The following is a 19,606-nucleotide window of genomic DNA, read 5'->3' as shown; positions in this document are numbered from 1 at the left end:
GCGCATGAGCATCAAGGGCAAGGCCTATATCGTCGGGGCCTACGAGCACCCGACGCGCAAGGCGCCGGACAAATCCGTCGCGCAGCTTCACGCCGAATGCGCCAGAGGGGCACTGGAAGACGCCGGACTCTCCCTGTCCGACGTGGACGGCTACTTCTGCGCGGGCGACGCACCGGGTCTCGGCGCGACCAACATGATCGACTACCTCGGGCTGCGCGTGCGGCATGTGGATTCGACCGACACGGGCGGGTCCGCCTATCTGGTCCACGTATCGCACGCCGCGCAGGCGATTGCCGCCGGCAAATGCAATGTCGCGCTGATCACGCTGGCGGGCCGTCCACGCTCCGAAGGCTCCAGCGGCACGCAGGCACGCAACTGGGGCGCCAACCTGCCCGACGCGCCATTCGAGGCGCCGTTCCACCCGGTCACCGTGAACCTGTACGCGATGGTCGCCATGCGCCATATGCACGAGTACGACACCACGCCGGAACAGCTCGCGTGGATCAAGGTGGCCGCGTCCCATCACGCGCAGCACAACCCCCACGCGATGCTGCGCGACGTGGTCACAGTGGAAGACGTACTGAACTCTCCGCTGATCTCCGACCCCTTGCGCAAGCTTGATTGCTGCGTGGTGTCCGACGGTGGTGGCGCCCTGATCGTGGCACGCCCGGAGATCGCCGCGAAGCTGAAACGCCCCAAGGTACGCATCCTGGGCGCCGGCGAACACGTGAAGGGTCAGCTTGGCGGTCAGGTGGACCTGAGCTGGTCCGCCGCCCGCGTATCGGGTGCGGCAGCGTTCGCCGAAGCAGGCATCACGCCCGCAGACATCAAGTACGCGTCCATCTACGACAGCTTCACCATCACTGTGCTGATGCAGCTCGAAGACCTGGGCTTCTGCAAGAAAGGCGAAGGCGGCCGCTTCGTGGCCGACGGCAACCTGATTTCGGGCGTGGGCCGGCTGCCGTTCAACACCGACGGCGGCGGGCTCTGCAACAACCATCCGGCCAATCGCGGCGGCATCACCAAGGTCATCGAGGCCGTGCGCCAGTTGCGTGGCGAGGCCCATCCCGCTGTGCAGGTGAAGCACTGCGACCTGGCGCTGGCCCAGGGCACCGGCGGCTACCTCGGCAGCCGCCATGGCAGCGCCACGCTGATTCTCGAACGGGAGCAATGAGATGACCACCCCGTATATCGCCGCCCCGTTCCCAGCCCCGGAGGAACGCCCCGACAACGCACGCTTCTGGCAGGCCGCCCGCGAGGGACGGCTGTTGGTCAAGGTCTGCGAATCGTGTGGCAAGCCGCACTGGTATCCGCGCGTGCTGTGCCCATTCTGCATGGGCGACACCGCATGGAAGGAGGCCAGCGGCCTTGGCACCGTCTACGCGTTCAGCGTGACCCGCCGCGCAGGCCCGAATCCGTTCTGCATTGCCTACGTGACGCTGGAGGAAGGCGTGACGATGATGACCCATATCGTCGACTGCGACCTCGACACCGTGCGGATCGGCCAGCCGGTGCGCGTCAGGTTCTCGCCCAGCGAGGATGGCGCGCCGGTTCCAACCTTCGCGCCCGCGTGAAACGCCCCCCATTTCCGGAGTGAATCGTGAATCCAGTCGCCTCGCCAGTCATATCGCTCAGCACCCTGCTCAACCCGCGCTCCGTCGCGATCATCGGCGCCTCGGATGATCCCGCGCGCATCGGCGGCCGTCCCATCCACGCCATGCGCAAGCTCGGCTATGCCGGACGCATCCTGCCGGTGAACCCGAACCGGCGCGAGGTGCAGGGTCTGCCCGCCTACGCCTCCGTTGCGGATTTGCCAGAGGTGCCTGATGTCGCGGTGGTGGCCGTGCCGGCGGCGCAGGTGCTCGATACCGTCACCGCCCTGGGCGAGCGCGGCACCCGCGCCGCCATTCTGTTCAGCGCTGGCTTTGCCGAGATCGGCGGCGACGGCGTCACGCGTCAGGCGGAACTGCTGGCCGCCGCGCGTCGCAGCGGGCTGCGTCTGCTCGGCCCGAACGCGCTCGGGCTAATCAATGTGCGCACCGGCTTCGTCGGCAGCTTTGCCTCAAGCATTTCTCTGGGGCCCATTCAGGCGGGCCATGTCGGCATCGTCAGCCAATCTGGCGCCTATGGCGGGCATCTGGTGATGGCGGCCCAGTCCGCCGGCGTTGGGCTGTCCAGCATCGTGATGACCGGCAACGAGGCCGACATCACGTTGGGCGAGGTTGTCCAATTGATGGTGGATGACCCGCATACACGCGTGATCGCGCTCTATTCGGAAGGCATCAACGACGGCAACGGCCTGGTGGCGGCGCTGCAGGCGGCGCGCCGCGCGCGCAAACCGGTGGTGATGATGAAGGTTGGGCGCAGCGAGGTCGGCGGCGCCGCCGCGCGGTCGCACACGGCGTCCATCGCTGGCGACGACGCCGTAATCGATGCCGTGCTGGCCGAGCTTGGCGTGGTGCGCGCTCGCAGCACAGAGGAAATGCTCGACATCGTGCGGCTGGCCACGCGTGGCATCTATCCGTCCGACAACACGCTGGGGGTGATCACGGTCAGCGGAGGCGCGGGTGTCATCGCGTCGGATGCCGCCGAGGACCTGGGCCTGCCAATGCCGGAGATGCCGGCGTCCACCCAGGCCCGCCTACTGAAGCTGCTGCCGATCTGCTCGCCGCGTAACCCGGTGGATACCACGGCGCAAATCGTCAACGACCTGTCGCTGATCGAGCCGTTCGCGGAGGCCATGGTGGGCGAAGGTGGCTACCGCTCGGTCCTCGGCTTTTTCACCTATGCCGGCGCCACGCCGGCGGTGGCGCCACGCCTGCGCGAGCAACTGGCGCGCGTGCGAGAGCGGTATCCGGACCGGCTCTACGTACTGGTGCTGCAGGGGCCGCGCGATGTGCTGAATACCTATGAGGAAGCCGGCTTCACGGTGTTCGAGGACCCTACCCGCGCCGTCGTCGCGCTGGCTGCGATGGGCCGCTTCGGGCATGCCTTCGCGCAGCCCGAAACTACGCCCCTGCCGGCAGCGCAGCCGGTCGCGCTGCCCACGCAAACGCCGAGCGAAGCCGAAGCCAAGGCCATGCTCGACGCCGCCGGCATCCCTGCCGTGCCCGAACGCGCGTGCGCCGTGGTCGAGGCGGCCGTGATCGCCGCGCGCGAGCTGGGCTTCCCGGTGGTGATGAAGATCCTGTCGCCAGACATCCTGCACAAGTCAGAAATCGGTGGCGTGCTGCTCGACGTGCGCAACGAAGCGGCGGTACGCGGCGGCTTTGCCACGTTGATGCAACGCGCCCGCGACGCGGCACCCGACGCCCGGATCGATGGCGTGCTGGTCGCACGGCAGGTCAGCGGCGGGGTGGAATGCATCATGGGCATCAAGCAGGACCCCGCCTTTGGCCCCATCGCGATGTTCGGCCTCGGTGGCGTGTTCGTTGAAGTGCTCCGCGACGTGGTCTTCCACCGCTGCCCGTTCGGTGAGGACGTGGCCGAACGCATGATTCGCTCGATCCAGAGCGCGCCGCTGCTGCTGGGCGCGCGCGGCCGCCCGGTGGCGGATATCCCCGCGCTTGCCCAAGCGTTGTCGCGGCTGTCGATCTTCGCGGCCGCCGCTGGCCCGCGCCTGCAGGCCGTGGACGTCAACCCCGTATTCGCCATGCCGGCAGGACAAGGCGCATTCGCCGCCGACGCCGTCATCGACGTAACCCCACCCCAATCCTCATCAGGAGACCTTGCATCATGACCTTCGACATCCCCAGCGAGTGGGTGGAATTCGGCGACGCGCTGATCCGCTTTGTCGACCGTGAAGTCGTCGCGCTCGAGAAGGAGCATCGCACCCTGCTGGCTAGCGAACGCACGGTCTATACCGCCGACGGGCGCTATGCCCCGGAGGTGCTGGCGCTACGCCGCCAGGTACGCATGCGATCGGCCGAACTGGGCTTCTACACCGCGCTGTCCGCCGAAGCGCTCGGCGGTGGCGGGCTGGGGCCGCAGGCCGCCGTCTACATCCAGGAGCGCCTGAACGCCCACTGCGGCCCCGAGCGCCATCTGGTGCAGACCGTGGTGCTGCCCTCCCCATTCACGAATGGGCTGTCGCCGGTACTGAAGCATCTTCATCCGTCGGTCTTCGACACCGTGCAGCCAGAACTGGCCAGCGGCGACAAGACGATGTGCTTCGGGCTTTCCGAACCGGATGCCGGCTCGGACGTCTTTGGCATGCGCACACGCGCTACGCGCGATGGCGACCACTGGGTGCTCAACGGCACCAAGCAATGGATCACCAACGCGCCCTATGCGGACTACGCGATGGTCTTCGCCGTCACCGACGAAGAGAAAGCCCGCGCCCACAAGGGCGGCATCACCGGCTTCTTCCTGCCCACCCGCACACCGGGGTTCTCGGTACCGAGCGTGATTCCGACGATGGGACACCTGGGCGCCGACATCGGCATCATCTCGCTGGAAAACGTGCGCGTGCCGGACACCCACCGCCTCGGGCCGGTCGACCGTGGCCTGTCCGTGGCGCTCGACGGCGTCAACGCCGGTCGCCTGAGCATGGCCGCCAGTTGCCTCGGCCTGGCCGAGTGGGCGCTGGAACAGGCCGTGGCCTACGCCAAGGTCCGCAAGACCTTTGGGCAGCCTATCGGCGACCACCAGGCCGTGCAGATCATGCTAGCCGAATGCGCGATGGACATCTACGCCACCAAATCGATGGTCCGCCACTGCGCCTGGCTGGTGGACAACGATCTGCCCGCCACAAAGGAGGTCTCCATCATCAAGGCATCGTCCACGGAGATGGCCGGGCGTGTCTTCGACCGGGCAATGCAGATTCACGGCGGCATGGGTCTGACCAACGAACTGCGACTCGAGGCCGGCTACCGCTTCGTGCGCACGATGCGCATTCCCGATGGCACCTCCGAGATCCAGCGGCGCACCATCGCGCGGCGTCTGCTCGACGGCGACACGGCTTTCTGACCGGCGACGCGCGCGACTGCCCCAATACAAGACAAAAGACACCAAGGAGACTGCCATGCGAACCAGCGACACCAAGGACACCAAGAACGCCGAGGACACCAGAGCCTGGCCCTTCACCCTCCACCGCTGCACGCCGACGATCGGCGCCGAAGTCAGCGGCGTGGACCTGGGCAACCTCGACGACACCACCTACCGCGCGCTGCGACAGGCGTTGCTCGAACACAAGGTGCTGTTCTTCCGCGATCAGGACATCACCCCCGCCCAGCATGTTGCCGCCGCGCGGCGCTTCGGCGAACTGGAGGTCCACCCGATGATCGGCCACCACCCCGATCATCCGGAGCTGGTCGTGTTCGGGCGCGGCGGCGACAAGCGCGGCCGGGAGAACCTGTATCACTCCGACGTGTCGTGGCGCGAACTCCCGTCGATGGGTTCGATGCTGCGTTGCGTGGAGTGTCCCGAGATCGGGGGCGACACCATCTGGGTCAACATGGCAGCCGCGTACGCGGCCTTGCCGGAGGACGTGAAGACGCGCATCGCCGAACTCCGGGCCGTGCACGACGCCATGCCGACCTTCGGCCAGAGCATGGATGGCGAGCGCTACGACGAAATGCGTGCCAAGTATCCGCCGATGGTTCATCCGGTCGTGCGCACCCACCCGGAAACGGGCGAGAAGATCCTTTACGTCAACGAGGGCTTCACCACTCATTTCGCCAATTACGCGCGGATGCAGCCGTACCGCATCGGCTCGGATTTCCGCATGGCGGAGATGGACCTGATGCAGTACCTGTTCCGGCAGGCCGCCGCGCCCGAGTACCAGGTGCGGTTGCGCTGGCGCGCCAACACCGTGGCGCTCTGGGACAACCGGTCCACCCAGCACTACGCCGTACAGGACTACTTCCCCGCCGTGCGCCACATGAACCGCGCGACGATCATCGGCGACCGTCCGGCGTAGACCCGGCTACCGACACACACGGCGTCACGGTACTGACCCTGATAGGGCAATCCCGCCCATTCGATTTGGCGGGTTCTCGCATTCCGGATGTCCGCTACCTTGGCGACAAGGGATCCACCGCACATCCGGGACACAGAAAGGAGACACGCAATGTTCATCAAACGACTGCTCGTCGCGGGCATCATGGCCTGGAGCGCGGCCAGCCCTGCGCAGACCTATCCGTCGCGGCCCATCACGTTCGTGGTGCCGGGTCCGCCCGGCGGCGCAACCGACGTCATGGCCCGCGCGCTGGCCGAAGACATGGGCAAGCGTCTTGGACAGACCATCATCGTCGACAACAAGCCCGGTGGCGGTGGCGTGATCGCAGTGCAGGCCGTCACACGCGCCGCACCCGACGGCTACACCCTGCTGCTCACGCATTCGACGCCGCTGATCAACACGCCCTACCTGTACGCGAATGTCCCGTACAACGTGCGCCGCGACCTGGCCTTTATCTCCGAGCTGTGCGTCGGCAAGCTCGTGCTGGCCGTGGGCCGCGACGTGCCAGTCAAGACCGTGCCCGAGTTTCTGGACTGGGCGGCAAAGAACAAGGGCAAGGTCAGCTTCGGCTCGTATGGGGTGGGCAGCTTTCCCCATCTGGTGGGCGCGCACCTGAACCAGACCCGTCACCTGGACATGATCCACGTGGCCTACAAGGGCGAGGCCCCGATGGTGCAGGACATGCTTGCCGGCAATATCGCCTGGGCCATCGGCTCGGTCACCACACTCGGGCCGCAGATCAAGAGCGGTCGCCTGCGCGCGCTGGCCGTCATGGGCGATAACCGCATCAAGGAAATGCCCGACGTGCCGACCATGACCGAGGCCGGCATGAAGGACCAGGAGATGCGTCCGCCGGCATGGATCGGCCTGTTCGCGCGCTCGGGCACGCCGGCCGCCATCCTGTCGCGCGTCGAGGCAGAAGCGCGCGCGTCGATCCAGTCCCCCGCCATGCGCGCGCGGCTCGACTCGCTGGCGCTGGAACCGGTCGGCAACAGCCCCGAGGAATTCCGCCGCTCGTTCGAAACGGCGGAGCCCATCATGGCCCGCCTGATCAAGAGCAGCGGGGCGACGGCGGAGTAATCACGTCGGAGACATCGCGGCCGAGTCATCGCGACCATCTCCGGCGGACCCGGAAAACAAAAACGGACGGCGCCAAATATGGCGACCGTCCGTTTCTGCGTGATGCGTTGGTAGGCTCGATTGGACTCGAACCAACGACCCCCACCATGTCAAGGTGGTGCTCTAACCAGCTGAGCTACGAGCCTGTTGAAGGGAGCGCATTGTATAGACACTGCCACTCTTGCGCAAGCATTTCCTTCGGCCGATATTGAAATCGGCGATCGGCCCGCGCGAGCGGCTGTGGCAACCGCTCCTGCAACCGCTCCTGCAACGGCTCAATCCGGCGCCGACAGCGGTTCAACGCTCAAGCCAGCTTCTCCTTCAGGAACGCCACCATATACGGTGTGGCGGCGGCCGCGACAGTCGCCGCCGTGCCGGGGTCGAGCCCCATTTTCTCGCCGAGCGATTCGGCCACGCGGCCGGTCAGGATGCCTTCACCGCCCTCGGTCAGCGACTTGAAGAATCCATCGCCATGCACCAGTCCCGCCGCGAACGCCGCGAAGAAACTCTTGCCTGCGTGATCGCCCAGGAGGCCACCACCCTGCTCTTCAACGTGGGCGTGAGCGGTCTCCGCGACCTGCCCGAGCATCTGCTGGGCATCGGCCGGATTGACCCCCTGATCGGCCAGCGCCTGGGCCGCCTGGGTGCCGTGATCGGAAGCCAGGAATTCAGAAACGAGTTGCTGCATATCCATGAAACGCTCTCCTTCGAATAGCCACCACGGCGCCGGGCAGAGGCGCGCGGCGGACCCGCCGGCGCAGCCCGTGGTGGATTCAGCATAGTGCGCAACGCGTGTGTCCGGAGAACGTCGGCGCGGACAAATTCGGAGTACAGTCCCCGTCAGGCTCCGGCCACGCGGGCAGATACCGAGCCTGAAGGAGGGTTGTCATGGATGACACTGGTAACGACAGGGCCGTCACCGTCACGGTGCAGGACAACGGGCCCTACCGCATCAAGGGGCCGATCACCATCGTGACACCGGCCGGCGTACCGTTCACGTTCGAGGGGGATCAGGTCTGGCTATGTCGCTGTGGCCATTCCGAGAACAAGCCGTTCTGCGATGGTTCGCACAAGCGCGCGGGATTCGCGAGCGTGCCCCAACCGAAACCCTGAGACACGAAGACCCTGAGACACGAAGACCCTGAGACGCGAAGACCCTGAGCCCTGGTGTACCGGGGACTTCACATCGGCCCGGGGAGCGTCTTCAGCCCGACCCATAGCACGCAGATGACGACGTTGATGGGCACGCTCAGCACGCCCGGCACGTAGAAGAACGCCGACAGCACTGGCGCGCTCAGCATGAGTTCTATCGAACCGCCGAGCAGGCAAAACAGCGCACCACACCAGACCCAGCGGCGCAGATAGGTCAGCAGCCAGTGCGCGTGCGCCTGATTGAAGCGCCACGCGGCCGAGCGCTCGCGCAGATCGCCTCGACTGGCGTCCTTGAACAGCCAGTCGAAGAAAAAGTACCGGTATAGCAGGGTGCGAAAAGCAAGCTCTTGCATGGTTTGCTCGGGACGTGCCAGCGCCGTGACCATGAGCTTACCCCTGCCAGATCCTCGGCCACCGGTCTTCCCCGGACTTTTTTCCTGGACGTTCATGGCGATGCGCAATCCATGGCAATCGTCCACGAATTGAAAACAATCCGTCCGGATGGTATCTTCCGGGTCCATGAGTGAAGCCCATCGCCGCCCCAAACAACCGCTCCTGATACGCGACCGCCTGCTCTCCGCCACCATCGACCTGCTGGTCGAGGAAGGCATCGGCGCCGTCACCCTTAACTCTGTCGCCACGCGCGCGGGTGTATCGAAGGGTGGCCTTCAGCATCACTTCTCAAGCAAGCAGGAACTGCTGGAAGCCCTGTCTGCCAAGGTGCTCCAGCATTTCACCGGCCAGGTTGCCACGCTGGCCGAATCCGATACCGATGCCCAGGGACGCAATACACGAGCCTATCTGCGCGCCTCCGCCGATGGCTTCGCCGAATCCGGCGAACGCGAGCTGTGGAAGGCCGCGATGATGCTCATCATGGCGCGTCCCGAGTTCCGCACGCCCTACCAGGAATGGGAATCCGGCAGCCTGAATACGGACCTCGCGCAATGCGAGGACCCCATCGGCCTGCTCCTGTGCCGGCTGGCGGCTGACGGGCTCTGGCTGGCCGATCTTCTTGGCCATCGCGCCATTCCCCCGGCTCAACGGGCTGAGCTGGTTCGCCGGCTCGAGCAATTGACGCACTGCCGTCCTCAACAAGCATGACCAGAAAAACAATCCCCGCATCGGAACTCGATGCTGCGATCGTCCGCGCACGCGACGCATTGCTGGACCGCCAGCACCCCGACGGCCACTGGTGTTTCGAACTCGAATGCGATGCCACCATCACGGCCGAGTACATCCTGATGATGCACTTCGTCGACGAGATCGACACCGCGCTGCAGGCCCGCATGGCGAAGTACCTGCGCGCGGTGCAACGGCTCGACGGCCATGGCGCATGGGACCTCTACTTCGGCGGCGATCTCGATATCTCCTGCAGCGTCAAGGCCTACTTCGCGTTGAAGGCGGCGGGCGATCCGCCGGATGCGCCGCATATGGTCAGGGCGCGCGAAGCCATCCTGGCGCGCGGCGGCGCGGCGAAGTCGAACGTGTTCACGCGCATCCTGCTGGCGACCTTCGGCGAGATCCCTTGGCGGGGCACGCCGTTCATGCCGGTGGAATTCGTGCTGTTTCCGCGCTGGGCGCCGATCCACATGGACAAGGTGGCCTACTGGGCGCGTACCACGATGGTGCCGCTGCTGGTGCTGTGCTCGATACGCGCCGCCGCGAAGAATCCGCTTGGCGTGCACGTGCAGGAACTGTTCGTCACGCCGCCCGAACTGGAACGCGAATACTTCCCGCGCAAGCGTGGGCTGCAGCAAGCGTTTCTGGTCGCGGACCGCGTGGTTCGCCATCTCGAACCGCTGATTCCGCGTGCATTGCGCCGCCGCGCGATCCAGCGCGCGGTGGAATGGTCCGAAGCCCGCATGAACGGTGAAGACGGCTTCGGCGGCATCTTCCCGCCGATGGTGTACAGCTACGAGATGATGGTGCTGCTCGACTACCCGGAGGATCATCCGTTGCGGGTGGAGTGCAAGGCCGCGCTGAAGAAGCTCGTGGTCCATCGCGACGATGGTTCGTCGTATTGCCAGCCCTGCCTGTCGCCGGTGTGGGACACGGCCTGGAGCGTGATGGCGCTCGAGCAGGCACCCTCTGACGCACGCACCGAAACCGCCATCGCCCGCGCCTATGACTGGCTCACCGATCGTCAGGTGCTGGACCTGCGCGGCGACTGGGAAAACAATGCTGCGCCCAACACGCCGCCTGGCGGCTGGGCATTCCAGTACGAGAACCCGTACTACCCGGACATCGACGATTCGGCCGTCGTCCTGGCGATGCTTCACGCGCGTGGCAAGCGCACCGGCCAGCCCGGGCGCTACGAGATGCCCGTCGCGCGTTGTCTGGACTGGATCATCGGCCTGCAGTCGCGCAACGGCGGCTTTGGCGCGTTCGATGCGAACTGCGATCGCGACTTTCTCAATGCGATCCCGTTCGCCGATCACGGCGCTCTGCTCGATCCGCCAACCGAGGACGTCTCCGGCCGCGTGCTGCTGGCACTTGGCATCACCGAGCGTCCGCAGGACGCTACCGCACGCGAGCGCTGCATCCAGTACCTGCGCGACACGCAGCAGCCCGATGGCAGTTGGTGGGGACGCTGGGGCACCAACTACATCTACGGCACCTGGAGCGTGCTGGCGGGCCTGGGGCTCGCCGGTGTCGATCGCAAGCTGCCGATGGTGCGCAACGGCCTGCAATGGCTGCGCGGCAAGCAGAACGCCGACGGCGGCTGGGGCGAGACGAACGACAGCTATGCCCGCCCGGAACTGGCCGGCAAGCACGAAGACGGCAGCATGGCCGAGCAAACGGCGTGGGCCATGCTCGGACAGATGGCCGTCGGCGAAGGCGATGCGGATTCGGTGCATCGTGGCGCCGCGTATCTGCTCGATGCGCAGAACGAAGATGGCTTCTGGATGCACCCGTATCACAACGCACCGGGCTTCCCGCGCATCTTCCACCTGAAGTACCACGGGTACACAGCGTACTTCCCGCTGTGGGCGCTTGGCCGATACCGGCGGCTTGCGGCCGCGCGCGCGTCGGCTATGCAAACGGCGAAAGCCGAATCCGCCGAGTCCATGATGGTGCACTGATCGGGAAAGCACGCTAGGCGGCGCGGGCTGGAAAGTGCTACTGTCGCCCCATCCCCCGCTCCCGCCAGCCAGGCATGTCAGAACGCCCGACGTATGAGGTACCCGCCGCAACGCCGGGCGCCACACCGAACACGCAGTGGCTGCGCGTAGCGCCCGCGCTATTCCTGCTGCTCTGGTCCGGCGGATTCGTCTTTCTGAAGCTCGGCCTGCGCCACGCCGATCCGCTGACCTTTCTGGCGTTGCGCTATGCATGCGTGGTCGGCCTGCTGATCGTCCCCTGCCTCTGGATCCGCCCTGCGTTCCCGCCGGGCATCAAGCCCTGGCTGCATCTGGGCATGGTGGGCCTGCTGATTCAGGCCGGCTATTTCTCGTTCACCTATCTGAGTCTCAAGCACGGCATGTCGGCCGGCGCGGTTGCGCTCGTCACGTCACAGCAACCAATCCTGATCGGGCTGCTCGCGCCAGCCATCGCCGGCGAACGCGTGGACCGGGTGCGATGGCTTGGGCTGGCACTTGGCGTGACCGGCGCAGCTATCGTCATCACATCCCGTTCATCCATCGACGTGGCCACCCCTGCCGGGCTGATATTCGCCTTGCTCGCGCTATTGGCGATGACAGGTGGCACGTTGTGGGAAAAGCGCTTCGGCACGACCGTGCATCCGGTGGCCTCGAATCTCGTGCAGTACGCCGTCGGGCTAGCCATCACCGCGCCACTGGCCTATGCGCTCGAACCGATGCATGTGGCATGGACGCCGGAGCTGTTCGGATCGCTGGCCTACCTGGTGATTGGCAATTCGATCATCGCCATTTCGCTGCTGCTGGCGATGATCCGGCATGGCGAGGCCTCGCGGGTATCGGCGCTGTTCTTCCTCGTGCCACCGATGACGGCGGTGGTCGCCTTCGCGGTGCTTGGCGAGTCGATTCCGCTCGCGGCATGGCCGGGGATGGCCATGGCCGCAATCGGGCTCTATTTGGTAATGGGCAGGCGGAGTTGATAGACCCGAAGACGCCCATCAGTGCGGGCCAGCCGCGTATCGTCCGCGCAGTGCCTTGATGACGCGCCGCTCCGCCAGCACCACGACGTAGTCCAGAATCCGCGCATCGGACGATAGTGAGCACCAGGCGTCCCAGAATTCCCGCTCGACCAGTTTCCTGGGTGCGCCATAAAGCTCCGCAATCCGGTCGATCGCGTGTTCGCCCGATGCCGGGCGACGCATCGAGCCACCTCCCGACGCGGAGGGAATTGCAGGGCTTGAACGATCTGGCTCGGTTCCAGGTGCGAGATACATGGCAGGGCCTTCACGGTGAGGAGTTTGTCGAGTGTAGACGCTATAGCAGGCATTCCAAGTACAGCCAACGTACTGCATATGGCCTAGTACCCGTGATAGTCCCCTACGCCGATTGCCCTTTGATTCGACGCAAGGAATTGTCGTATTTTGCTTTCCTGCGGTGGGCATCCTGCGCCACCGTTAGTCTTTGGGCCAATAGAGATCGCCCTCGTCACACGCTAAGGTGTAAAACGCTAACCACGGGAGAACCGCATGAGATATCTGGCAAGCCTGATCATGATTTCCGCGACACTTTGCACTGCCCCGGCCTGGGCGCAGTCGGCCTCCGGGGCGGCGGCGCAGGGCAACAATGACGCCATCGTCAAGATGCGCGGAGAGGTTAACGCGGCACGCAAGGAATACAACCGGAAGGTTGCCGAAGCGAAGAAGGTCTACAACGAGGCCAAGGCGGCTGCGGCCAAGGAGCGCGATGCGGCGATCGCGGCTGCTCACGCTGCCGCCGGCCAGAAGTAACGACGTGCGCGCCCAGGCGCGCGAAGTCCCGCCAGACCCGGTTGCCGGGCCACCTTGCCAACCCAAGGTGGTCCAGCAATCGCACTTTCATGCCCAGTGGCCGTTCGCGCCACGACGCTTCTCCCGTTGCCCCTAACATTGCGCTGCTGGCGCCGCCAGATCACGCGCGGGCTTCTATCATGCAGTTGTAGATGTGGCCTTGAACGCCGCATTACTATCGTCGGCGCCGGCGCGGGAGGAATGCGTGCATGGACCTGCTGCAAGTTCATCACCTGTCCAAGTCTTTCGGCGGCCGGCCGGTCCTCGACGATATCGGCTTCAATGTCGGATCGGGACAATTCTTCACGCTCGTGGGGCCTTCGGGATGCGGCAAGACCACCCTGCTTCGGCTGCTCGGCGGTTTCTCCGAGCCTGATAGCGGCGAGGTACTGTTCGATGGCAAGAGCCTTCAGGGCGTGCCACCCGAGCATCGCCCCATGCACACGGTCTTCCAGAGCTACGCGCTTTTCCCGCACATGACCGTGGCCGCCAATATCGCTTTTCCGCTGCGGATGCAAAAGTTACCACGCCACGAAATCGACGGGCGCCTGGGCAGCCTGATCGAAAACGTCCGTCTGCAAGGCTTCGAGCGCTACTACCCGCACGAGCTTTCCGGCGGACAGCGTCAACGCGTGGCCATCGCCAGAGCACTGGCCGCGCGTCCCCGGCTACTCCTGCTCGACGAACCGCTGTCCGCGCTCGATGCGGCGCTGCAAACCCAGATGCTTCATGAGTTGATCGCGTTGCAGCAGCAACTGGGCGTGGCGTTCATCTACGTCACGCACGATCAGACCCACGCACTGGCGCTCTCGCAACGCATCGCGGTGATGCATGAAGGCCACATCGTCCAGCTCGACACACCCGAAGCGATCTACCGTGCACCGGCCACGACATTCGTGGCTGGGTTCATCGGGTCCTGCAATCTGCTGGACGCCACCGTCGCGGAATCCAACGCGGCGCGCTTGCGTGTGCGCATTGCCGGCGTGGGCGAGCGTGATATGCCCGCGGGGCAAGCGCTGGCGATCGGCAGCCGTGGCACCGTCGCGATCCGGCCAGAGGAAATCCAGTTGCGGCCACGTGGCGCATCGCCGGGGGGCAACGCCAGCGCGCCGATGCTCGAAGGCGCCGTCGTCGACCGGCTGTACCAGGGCGATGTCACGCTGTACACAGTCGAGCTTGCCAGCGGGCACCGTCTGCAAACGATGGTCGCCAACGCGGGGCCGGTGACCGACGGGCAGTTTACGCGGGGCGATCGCGTCGAGCTCGACTGGCCCGGCAACGCCGGCGTGTTTCTAAGCCGGTGAGGCAAAGAGACGGCCATGATCACGCGCGCGGATCGGCTGGCCCGCTGGCTTGTCTGTGGCATCCCCATCGCCTCCCTGCTCGTATTCTTCGGCATTCCATCGGCCATCATGATCGTGGCGGCATTCCGGACACCGGCGGAGTCCGGCGGATTGCTGCCGCTGATCCCGCCTGACCAGGGTCTGACCACCGCCGCGGCCATCACCATGATCAGGCACTGGCCGGACCTGTTCACGCTCGACAACCTCCGCGAGTTGATCCAGGAACCACTCTATGCCGGGCTGTTTCTCAAATCAGCCGGCTACGCCGCGCTGACCACCGCGATCTGCCTGGTGGCTGCCTACCCGCTGGCATGGTGGATTGCCCGCAGCGACAAGCGACGGCGCGACCTGCTGCTGATCCTTGTGATCCTGCCGTTCTGGTCGAACTTCCTGATCCGGATCTACGCGTGGATGATCATCCTGAGTCCACGCGGATACCTGATGCATGGCGTCAACAGCTTCATCGGCTGGATGGGCTTCGCCCCGGTCGAAGCGCTCTACACCCCCGCTGCCGTCATCCTCGTGCTGGTCTACGTGCACCTGCCGTTCTTCATCCTGCCGCTCTATGCCAGCCTGGAAAAGCAGGACCCCCTGCTGCTCGATGCCGCGCGCGACCTGGGCGCGAATGGCTGGCATTGCTTCTGGCAGGTGATCTGGCCGCTTTCGCTGCCTGGCGTCTACGCGGGCATCGCGCTCGTCTTCACACCGTGTCTGGGGATCTTTGCCGTGCCCGAACTGGTGGGCGGCACGCGATCGATCCTGATCGGCAACCTGATCAAGCAGCAGTTCCTCGATAGCCGAGACTGGCCGCTGGGGTCGGCGCTATCGCTGGCGCTGGTGGGCATCGTGCTGGCGTTGATCGGACTGGCAACGCTGGCGGCACGCGTGAAGGGCACGGCGCGTGCCGCCTCGCAGCGGGGTACGCACAAGTCCGCCCATCGTCCAGCGCAACCCGCGCCGGCCGCCGTGGCCACTGGCAGGAGATCGTCATGAATCGCCCCCGTTGGCCTGTGTGGGTGGCCTGCCTGGGCTGCGCGGTCTATGCGTTCCTGTACCTGCCGTTGCTGATCGTCGTGGCCTACTCGTTCAATGACTCACGCCTGAACGCGGAATGGGACGGCTTCACGCTGCACTGGTATGACGTGCTGGCAAGCGATCCGGACATGCTGGGTGCGGCGTGGAACTCGTTGATGATCGGCGCGATCGCGGCAGGCACGTCATGCGTGCTCGGCACGCTCGCCGCCATCGCGCTGCACCGCTACCGGCCGCCATTGCTGGCTACGCTGGTGCTCGCGCCGATCGCGATGCCCGAGGTATTGATGGGGGTGTCGCTGCTGTTGTTCTTTGTTGCCGTGAATATCGATCTCGGCCTGACAGCCGTGGCGCTGTCGCATATCACGTTCTGCGTCGGCTTCGTTGCCGTGGTGGTGCGTGCCCGGCTCGAAGGGCTCGACGAGAGCCTGATCGACGCCGCCCGCGATCTCGGCGCCTCACCGCTTCAGGCCGGGTGGCATGTCATGCTGCCGCTGATGCTGCCGGGCGTCCTCGCGGGCGCGTTGCTGGCCTTCACCCTGTCGATGGACGACTTCGTCGTGACCTTCTTCACGGCGGGACCCGGCCAACCGACACTGCCGCTGCAGATCTACTCGATGATCCGGATCGCGGTCACGCCGGAAGTGAATGCGATCTCGTCCATCCTCATGATGCTGACACTGGCCGTGTCGCTCACGGCCTATCGCGTTTCGCGCGACGTCTGGAGGGCGCAACTATGAGTCATCGCATATGGACGAAGGTGCGCCATCTGCTGGTGGGCCTGACGCTGATGGGGTGCTTCGGCCTGGCCATGGCCACGGAAGACCTGAACGTATTCACCTGGAACAACGCGCTGTCGCCCGAGACGATTGCCCGATTCGAGTCCGAATGCGCCTGCCACGTGAACCTGACGTACTTCGGTTCGATGGAGGAAGCGCTGGCCAAGCTCGCGGGCGGCGCGCAAGGGTTCGACGTGATATGTCCGAGCAACTACGGCATTCCGGCGCTGATCCGCCTGGGGCTGCTCCGGCCGCTGGACAAGCACGCCATCCCGAATCTTCGCAATATCGACCCGGCGTTCCTGAACACGCCGCTTGACCCGGGCAACGTCTATTCCCTGCCCTACGATTTCACGATCACGCTGGTCGGCTACAACGCCACGCGCCTGCACGATCTGGGGCTCGATGCGTCGTCATGGTCGCTGGTTTTCGACCCGCACATGCTGGAGAAGCTGCGGGGCCGTGTCACCGTGCTGGACGACCCCCGCGAAGTCATCGCGGCTGCGTTGCGCTACAAGGGCCACTCCGGTAATTCGACGGACCCTGCGCAACTGCGCGAAGCCGAGGCGGCCATCCGCGCCGCGCTGCCCTACTGGGCGGCGTTCAACAGCCAGAGCTATATCCGCGAGCTTACGGTCGGCAATATCTGGGTGGTGCTCGGCTATTCGAGCGATGTCTATCAGGCCGGGTTGGACGCGCGCAACACCCACCGGGCTTTCTCGATCACCTCGTCACTGCAGCGCGAGGGCAATGGCATGACCGCCGACAGTTTTGTGGTCACAAAGACGGCGCCGCATCCCGCGCTGGCATACAGGTTCATCAACTTCATGTTGCGCCCCGAAAATGCCGCCGAGATCACCAATGCCATCGGCGCGGGCAATCCAAATGCCGCGGCGCGCGCGTTCATCCGGCCAGACCTGCTGGCCGACCCGGTCATCACGCCGGGCGCCACGCAGCGGCAGCGGCTCGAACAGTTGAACGACCTCGACAGCGGCACGCGGCGGGCGTGGAATCGCGCGTGGACCGACCTCAAGGTCGGCCACTAGCGATTCGATCGGGCAAGGATGGGGATGGGAAATTACGCGGAAGTGGTGCTTTGGCCGGCGGCCACTTCCTCGGCCAGCGGAATGTCGCCACGCACCACCAAGACGGGTACGGAAGCGTGGCGCACCAGGGTTTCGGCCACGCTGCCAAGCACAACGCGCTGCAGCCCGCTCTTGCCGTGGGTGCCGATGACCACCAGGTCAGGCTTGCTGTCCTGGATGTCATGGATCAGCCGGTTCGCAACGTCGCCGAGCGTGGACTTATCGTCGAGCAGCCGCTCGGTGAACTTGATCCCGGCGCGCTCGGCGTGGTGCCGGGCCTTGACGAGCAGCGCATTGCCGGCCGCCACGCGATGCTGGTGCTCCTCCTCCAGTTCTCCACCATGCGCGCGCACCCTAAGGAAACCGTAGTCGATGACATGGATGATCTCGAGATTTGAACCGGTGGCGCGGGCCAGCCGGACGGCTTCGTCCAGCGCGCGGGACGAGCAGTGGCTATCGTCGATCGGGACCATGATGTTGCGATACATGTGGGGCTCCTTTTGGAATGGCAGTCCCCGCCGGGATGGCGGAGATTCTCACACGTCACTCTAAGCGGGGAGGTTGTTGTTGCTTTGATGTAGCGCAAACTCGCTCCAGATCTTAAATCTAGCCGACTCCGGGAACCTGCGCTTGCGGCACTGCAGCCACCCAGCCAGTCACATCGACCGGACATTCGGGCCCGTGCTACAGTCCGCCGGGTATCAGACGCCACATTCAGACGCCCCAAAACTCCGCCCGCCATGCCAGAGCGCCCCGCCCCTTCCGCTGCCAAACCGTCGTCGATGAACGTCAAGACGGCGCTGCGCGTCATCGAAATCATCGAAACGTTCGCACGCGAGCGCCGGGCGTTGTCGCTGTCGGAACTGGCCCGCCTGCTGGCCGTGCCGGCGTCGAGCTGTCTGGCGCTGATCCGCACGCTGACCTCGCTCGGCTATCTCTACGAAACCGCGCGCCGCCAAGGCTACTACCCCACCGGCCGCCTGCTGGCGATGGCGCAGCAGATTGCTCGCCACGATCCGGTGCTGGATCGCGTGCACGGCACGATGAGCGAGTTGCGTGACGCCACCGGCGAAACCATCGTCATCGGCAAACTGCATGAAGGGCAGGCGGTGGTGTATCTGGATGTGCTTGAATCACCACATGCGATTCGATACATCGCCACGGCGGGCGAGCGCCGCGAGCTTCATGCCAATTCGATCGGCAAGGCCCTGCTGGCGGCGATGGACGAGGCCGAACGCGCGACGCTGCTCGCGCACCTGCCCTTCCAGGCGTTCACCTCGCGCACGCTGACCACGCCCGCCGCGCTGGAGGCGGATCTGCAGCAGGCGCGCGAACGCGGCGCTTACGTGAACCTGAGCGAGTCGATGCCCGACGTGGGGGCGCTGGCATGGCCGGTGCGGCTGTCCGGCGAGTGCTACGCAATTTCGATTGCGGGTCCGGTCTACCGGATCGAACCGCACCTCGACCGCTATGCGCCAATGCTGCGCGCCGCCTGTGCGGCACTGGAAAAAACCTGAGCGGAATCAGTCGGCGGCGTCGCGCTCGCGCAGCCGCCAACCGGTGGCATCCGGCAAGCCCAGTCCGTCCACGGGCGCGGAAGCCGCCAACGCCAGCACGGCGTCATCGCGCCGCCAGGTCACCGCATTGGCCTGGGATATCGGCGCCGGCAGCGCCTCCACCACATGTCCCATCATGGTCTGGAACAGGTTGCCACCGTGGCACTTGATCCACGCTTCCTTCAGGGTCCAGAGTTGAAAAAACGCCACGAGACGCGCGTGGGCATCGCTCTCGCGAAGCAGTTCGGGTAGCGCGGCACGCTCGGCCTCCGTCGTGGTGGCTTCGATCAACGTGTCCAGATGCTTGCGCGGCTGCAGATGCTCGATGTCGATGCCAACCGGCACATCGGCCACCGCGCAGGCCAGGTGATCGCCGGAATGGGCAATCGACACGAATACCGGCACGCCCACCGCTCCGCTCGTATGTATCGCCAGTGGCGGCGAATCCTCCGCGGCCGACAGCGCCCACTCGGACGCATCGCCGCCGAATGTCACCGCCAGCAGCCGGCGCGCCAGCCACCGGCCGGCGGCGAACTGCTCCGCCCGCGCCTCGGCCCGCATCGTCGCCAGCCGCCCCAGTTCTTCCTGCGACATCCAACGGCTCACGGGCGGCGCCATTGCCGCGAAGGCCATCACAGATCCGGTACGCAGTGCGAG

The 19,606-nt window shown here is 65.6% G+C and carries 21 protein-coding genes and 1 tRNA gene; 16 read left to right on the top strand and 6 right to left on the bottom strand.

Annotated elements, in window-relative coordinates:
• Positions 1-4: 4 nt before the first annotated feature.
• The 6 genes from WD006_RS25935 to WD006_RS25910 all read left to right on the top strand — a co-directional run bounded on the left by WD006_RS25935 (position 5) and on the right by WD006_RS25910 (position 7,039).
• Positions 5-1,174: a thiolase domain-containing protein gene (locus WD006_RS25935; RefSeq protein ID WP_029309568.1), complete on the top strand. Its 1,170-nt coding sequence runs from the start codon at positions 5-7 to the stop codon at positions 1,172-1,174.
• Between the two features lies 1 nt (position 1,175).
• Positions 1,176-1,574, top strand: a complete 399-nt coding sequence (locus tag WD006_RS25930) for a Zn-ribbon domain-containing OB-fold protein (RefSeq protein WP_029309567.1) — start codon at positions 1,176-1,178, stop codon at positions 1,572-1,574.
• Between the two features lie 26 nt (positions 1,575-1,600).
• On the top strand, positions 1,601-3,739 hold the full coding sequence (locus WD006_RS25925; RefSeq protein WP_029309566.1) for an acetate--CoA ligase family protein: 2,139 nt from the start codon (positions 1,601-1,603) through the stop codon (positions 3,737-3,739).
• On the top strand, positions 3,736-4,968 hold the full coding sequence (locus WD006_RS25920; RefSeq protein ID WP_029309565.1) for an acyl-CoA dehydrogenase family protein: 1,233 nt from the start codon (positions 3,736-3,738) through the stop codon (positions 4,966-4,968). Before WD006_RS25925 ends, WD006_RS25920 begins: the two co-directional genes overlap by 4 nt.
• A gap of 55 nt (positions 4,969-5,023) precedes the next feature.
• The gene (locus WD006_RS25915) at positions 5,024-5,920 is read left to right on the top strand and encodes a TauD/TfdA dioxygenase family protein (RefSeq protein WP_029309564.1); all 897 of its coding nucleotides are present in this window, start codon (positions 5,024-5,026) and stop codon (positions 5,918-5,920) included.
• Between the two features lie 150 nt (positions 5,921-6,070).
• Complete coding sequence (locus WD006_RS25910; RefSeq protein ID WP_008651543.1) at positions 6,071-7,039, top strand: Bug family tripartite tricarboxylate transporter substrate binding protein; 969 nt, start codon at positions 6,071-6,073, stop codon at positions 7,037-7,039.
• 108 nt (positions 7,040-7,147) lie between these two features.
• On the opposite strand, the gene WD006_RS25905 is transcribed toward WD006_RS25910, so the two are convergent.
• Positions 7,148-7,224, bottom strand: a tRNA-Val gene (locus WD006_RS25905).
• Between the two features lie 158 nt (positions 7,225-7,382).
• Positions 7,383-7,772, bottom strand: a complete 390-nt coding sequence (locus tag WD006_RS25900; RefSeq protein ID WP_017513452.1) for a hypothetical protein — start codon at positions 7,770-7,772, stop codon at positions 7,383-7,385.
• Between the two features lie 194 nt (positions 7,773-7,966).
• Here WD006_RS25900 and WD006_RS25895 point away from each other — a divergent pair, with 194 nt between their 5' ends.
• A complete protein-coding gene (locus tag WD006_RS25895; RefSeq protein ID WP_011518887.1) occupies positions 7,967-8,191 on the top strand; it encodes a CDGSH iron-sulfur domain-containing protein in 225 nt (74 codons plus the stop codon).
• 68 nt (positions 8,192-8,259) lie between these two features.
• On the opposite strand, the gene WD006_RS25890 is transcribed toward WD006_RS25895, so the two are convergent.
• Positions 8,260-8,583: a hypothetical protein gene (locus WD006_RS25890; RefSeq protein WP_024570806.1), complete on the bottom strand. Its 324-nt coding sequence runs from the start codon at positions 8,581-8,583 to the stop codon at positions 8,260-8,262.
• Between the two features lie 166 nt (positions 8,584-8,749).
• Between WD006_RS25890 and WD006_RS25885 the strand changes: the two genes are divergently transcribed.
• From WD006_RS25885 to WD006_RS25875, 3 genes are all read left to right on the top strand, one after another.
• The gene (locus WD006_RS25885) at positions 8,750-9,331 is read left to right on the top strand and encodes a TetR/AcrR family transcriptional regulator (protein WP_029309563.1); all 582 of its coding nucleotides are present in this window, start codon (positions 8,750-8,752) and stop codon (positions 9,329-9,331) included.
• A complete protein-coding gene (gene shc / locus WD006_RS25880) occupies positions 9,328-11,313 on the top strand; it encodes a squalene--hopene cyclase (protein ID WP_029309562.1) in 1,986 nt (661 codons plus the stop codon). The genes WD006_RS25885 and shc overlap by 4 nt, the downstream gene beginning before the upstream one ends.
• Positions 11,314-11,387: 74 nt before the next feature.
• The gene (locus tag WD006_RS25875; protein ID WP_029309561.1) at positions 11,388-12,308 is read left to right on the top strand and encodes a DMT family transporter; all 921 of its coding nucleotides are present in this window, start codon (positions 11,388-11,390) and stop codon (positions 12,306-12,308) included.
• 18 nt (positions 12,309-12,326) lie between these two features.
• On the opposite strand, the gene WD006_RS25870 is transcribed toward WD006_RS25875, so the two are convergent.
• On the bottom strand, positions 12,327-12,530 hold the full coding sequence (locus tag WD006_RS25870; RefSeq protein ID WP_008651536.1) for a DUF3562 domain-containing protein: 204 nt from the start codon (positions 12,528-12,530) through the stop codon (positions 12,327-12,329).
• A 324-nt stretch (positions 12,531-12,854) separates the two neighbouring features.
• Here WD006_RS25870 and WD006_RS25865 point away from each other — a divergent pair, with 324 nt between their 5' ends.
• The 5 genes from WD006_RS25865 to WD006_RS25845 all read left to right on the top strand — a co-directional run bounded on the left by WD006_RS25865 (position 12,855) and on the right by WD006_RS25845 (position 17,354).
• A complete protein-coding gene (locus tag WD006_RS25865) occupies positions 12,855-13,115 on the top strand; it encodes a hypothetical protein (protein ID WP_011518882.1) in 261 nt (86 codons plus the stop codon).
• A gap of 248 nt (positions 13,116-13,363) precedes the next feature.
• On the top strand, positions 13,364-14,458 hold the full coding sequence (locus WD006_RS25860) for an ABC transporter ATP-binding protein (protein ID WP_029309560.1): 1,095 nt from the start codon (positions 13,364-13,366) through the stop codon (positions 14,456-14,458).
• A gap of 15 nt (positions 14,459-14,473) precedes the next feature.
• Positions 14,474-15,490 carry an ABC transporter permease gene (locus tag WD006_RS25855; protein ID WP_029309559.1) on the top strand — a complete coding sequence of 339 codons (1,017 nt, stop codon included), beginning with the start codon at positions 14,474-14,476 and terminating at the stop codon, positions 15,488-15,490.
• Entirely contained in the window at positions 15,487-16,269 is a 783-nt protein-coding gene (locus WD006_RS25850; protein ID WP_011518879.1) for an ABC transporter permease, read from the top strand. The genes WD006_RS25855 and WD006_RS25850 overlap by 4 nt, the downstream gene beginning before the upstream one ends.
• Complete coding sequence (locus WD006_RS25845; protein WP_029309558.1) at positions 16,266-17,354, top strand: ABC transporter substrate-binding protein; 1,089 nt, start codon at positions 16,266-16,268, stop codon at positions 17,352-17,354. Before WD006_RS25850 ends, WD006_RS25845 begins: the two co-directional genes overlap by 4 nt.
• A gap of 32 nt (positions 17,355-17,386) precedes the next feature.
• On the opposite strand, the gene WD006_RS25840 is transcribed toward WD006_RS25845, so the two are convergent.
• Positions 17,387-17,881: a universal stress protein gene (locus tag WD006_RS25840; protein WP_011518877.1), complete on the bottom strand. Its 495-nt coding sequence runs from the start codon at positions 17,879-17,881 to the stop codon at positions 17,387-17,389.
• 294 nt (positions 17,882-18,175) lie between these two features.
• On the opposite strand from WD006_RS25840, the gene WD006_RS25835 reads away from it, so the two are divergent.
• Entirely contained in the window at positions 18,176-18,910 is a 735-nt protein-coding gene (locus tag WD006_RS25835) for an IclR family transcriptional regulator (RefSeq protein ID WP_029309557.1), read from the top strand.
• Between the two features lie 6 nt (positions 18,911-18,916).
• On the opposite strand, the gene WD006_RS25830 is transcribed toward WD006_RS25835, so the two are convergent.
• Entirely contained in the window at positions 18,917-19,582 is a 666-nt protein-coding gene (locus tag WD006_RS25830; RefSeq protein WP_234710889.1) for a 4'-phosphopantetheinyl transferase family protein, read from the bottom strand.
• Positions 19,583-19,606: the final 24 nt, after the last annotated feature.

The organism is Cupriavidus sp. Met-2 (genome assembly GCF_049843575.1).
In the GTDB taxonomy this organism is placed as follows: domain Bacteria; phylum Pseudomonadota; class Gammaproteobacteria; order Burkholderiales; family Burkholderiaceae; genus Cupriavidus; species Cupriavidus metallidurans.
The sequence above is the reverse complement of the archived record's forward strand: the minus strand, read 5'-3'. Positions and strand labels throughout refer to the sequence as shown.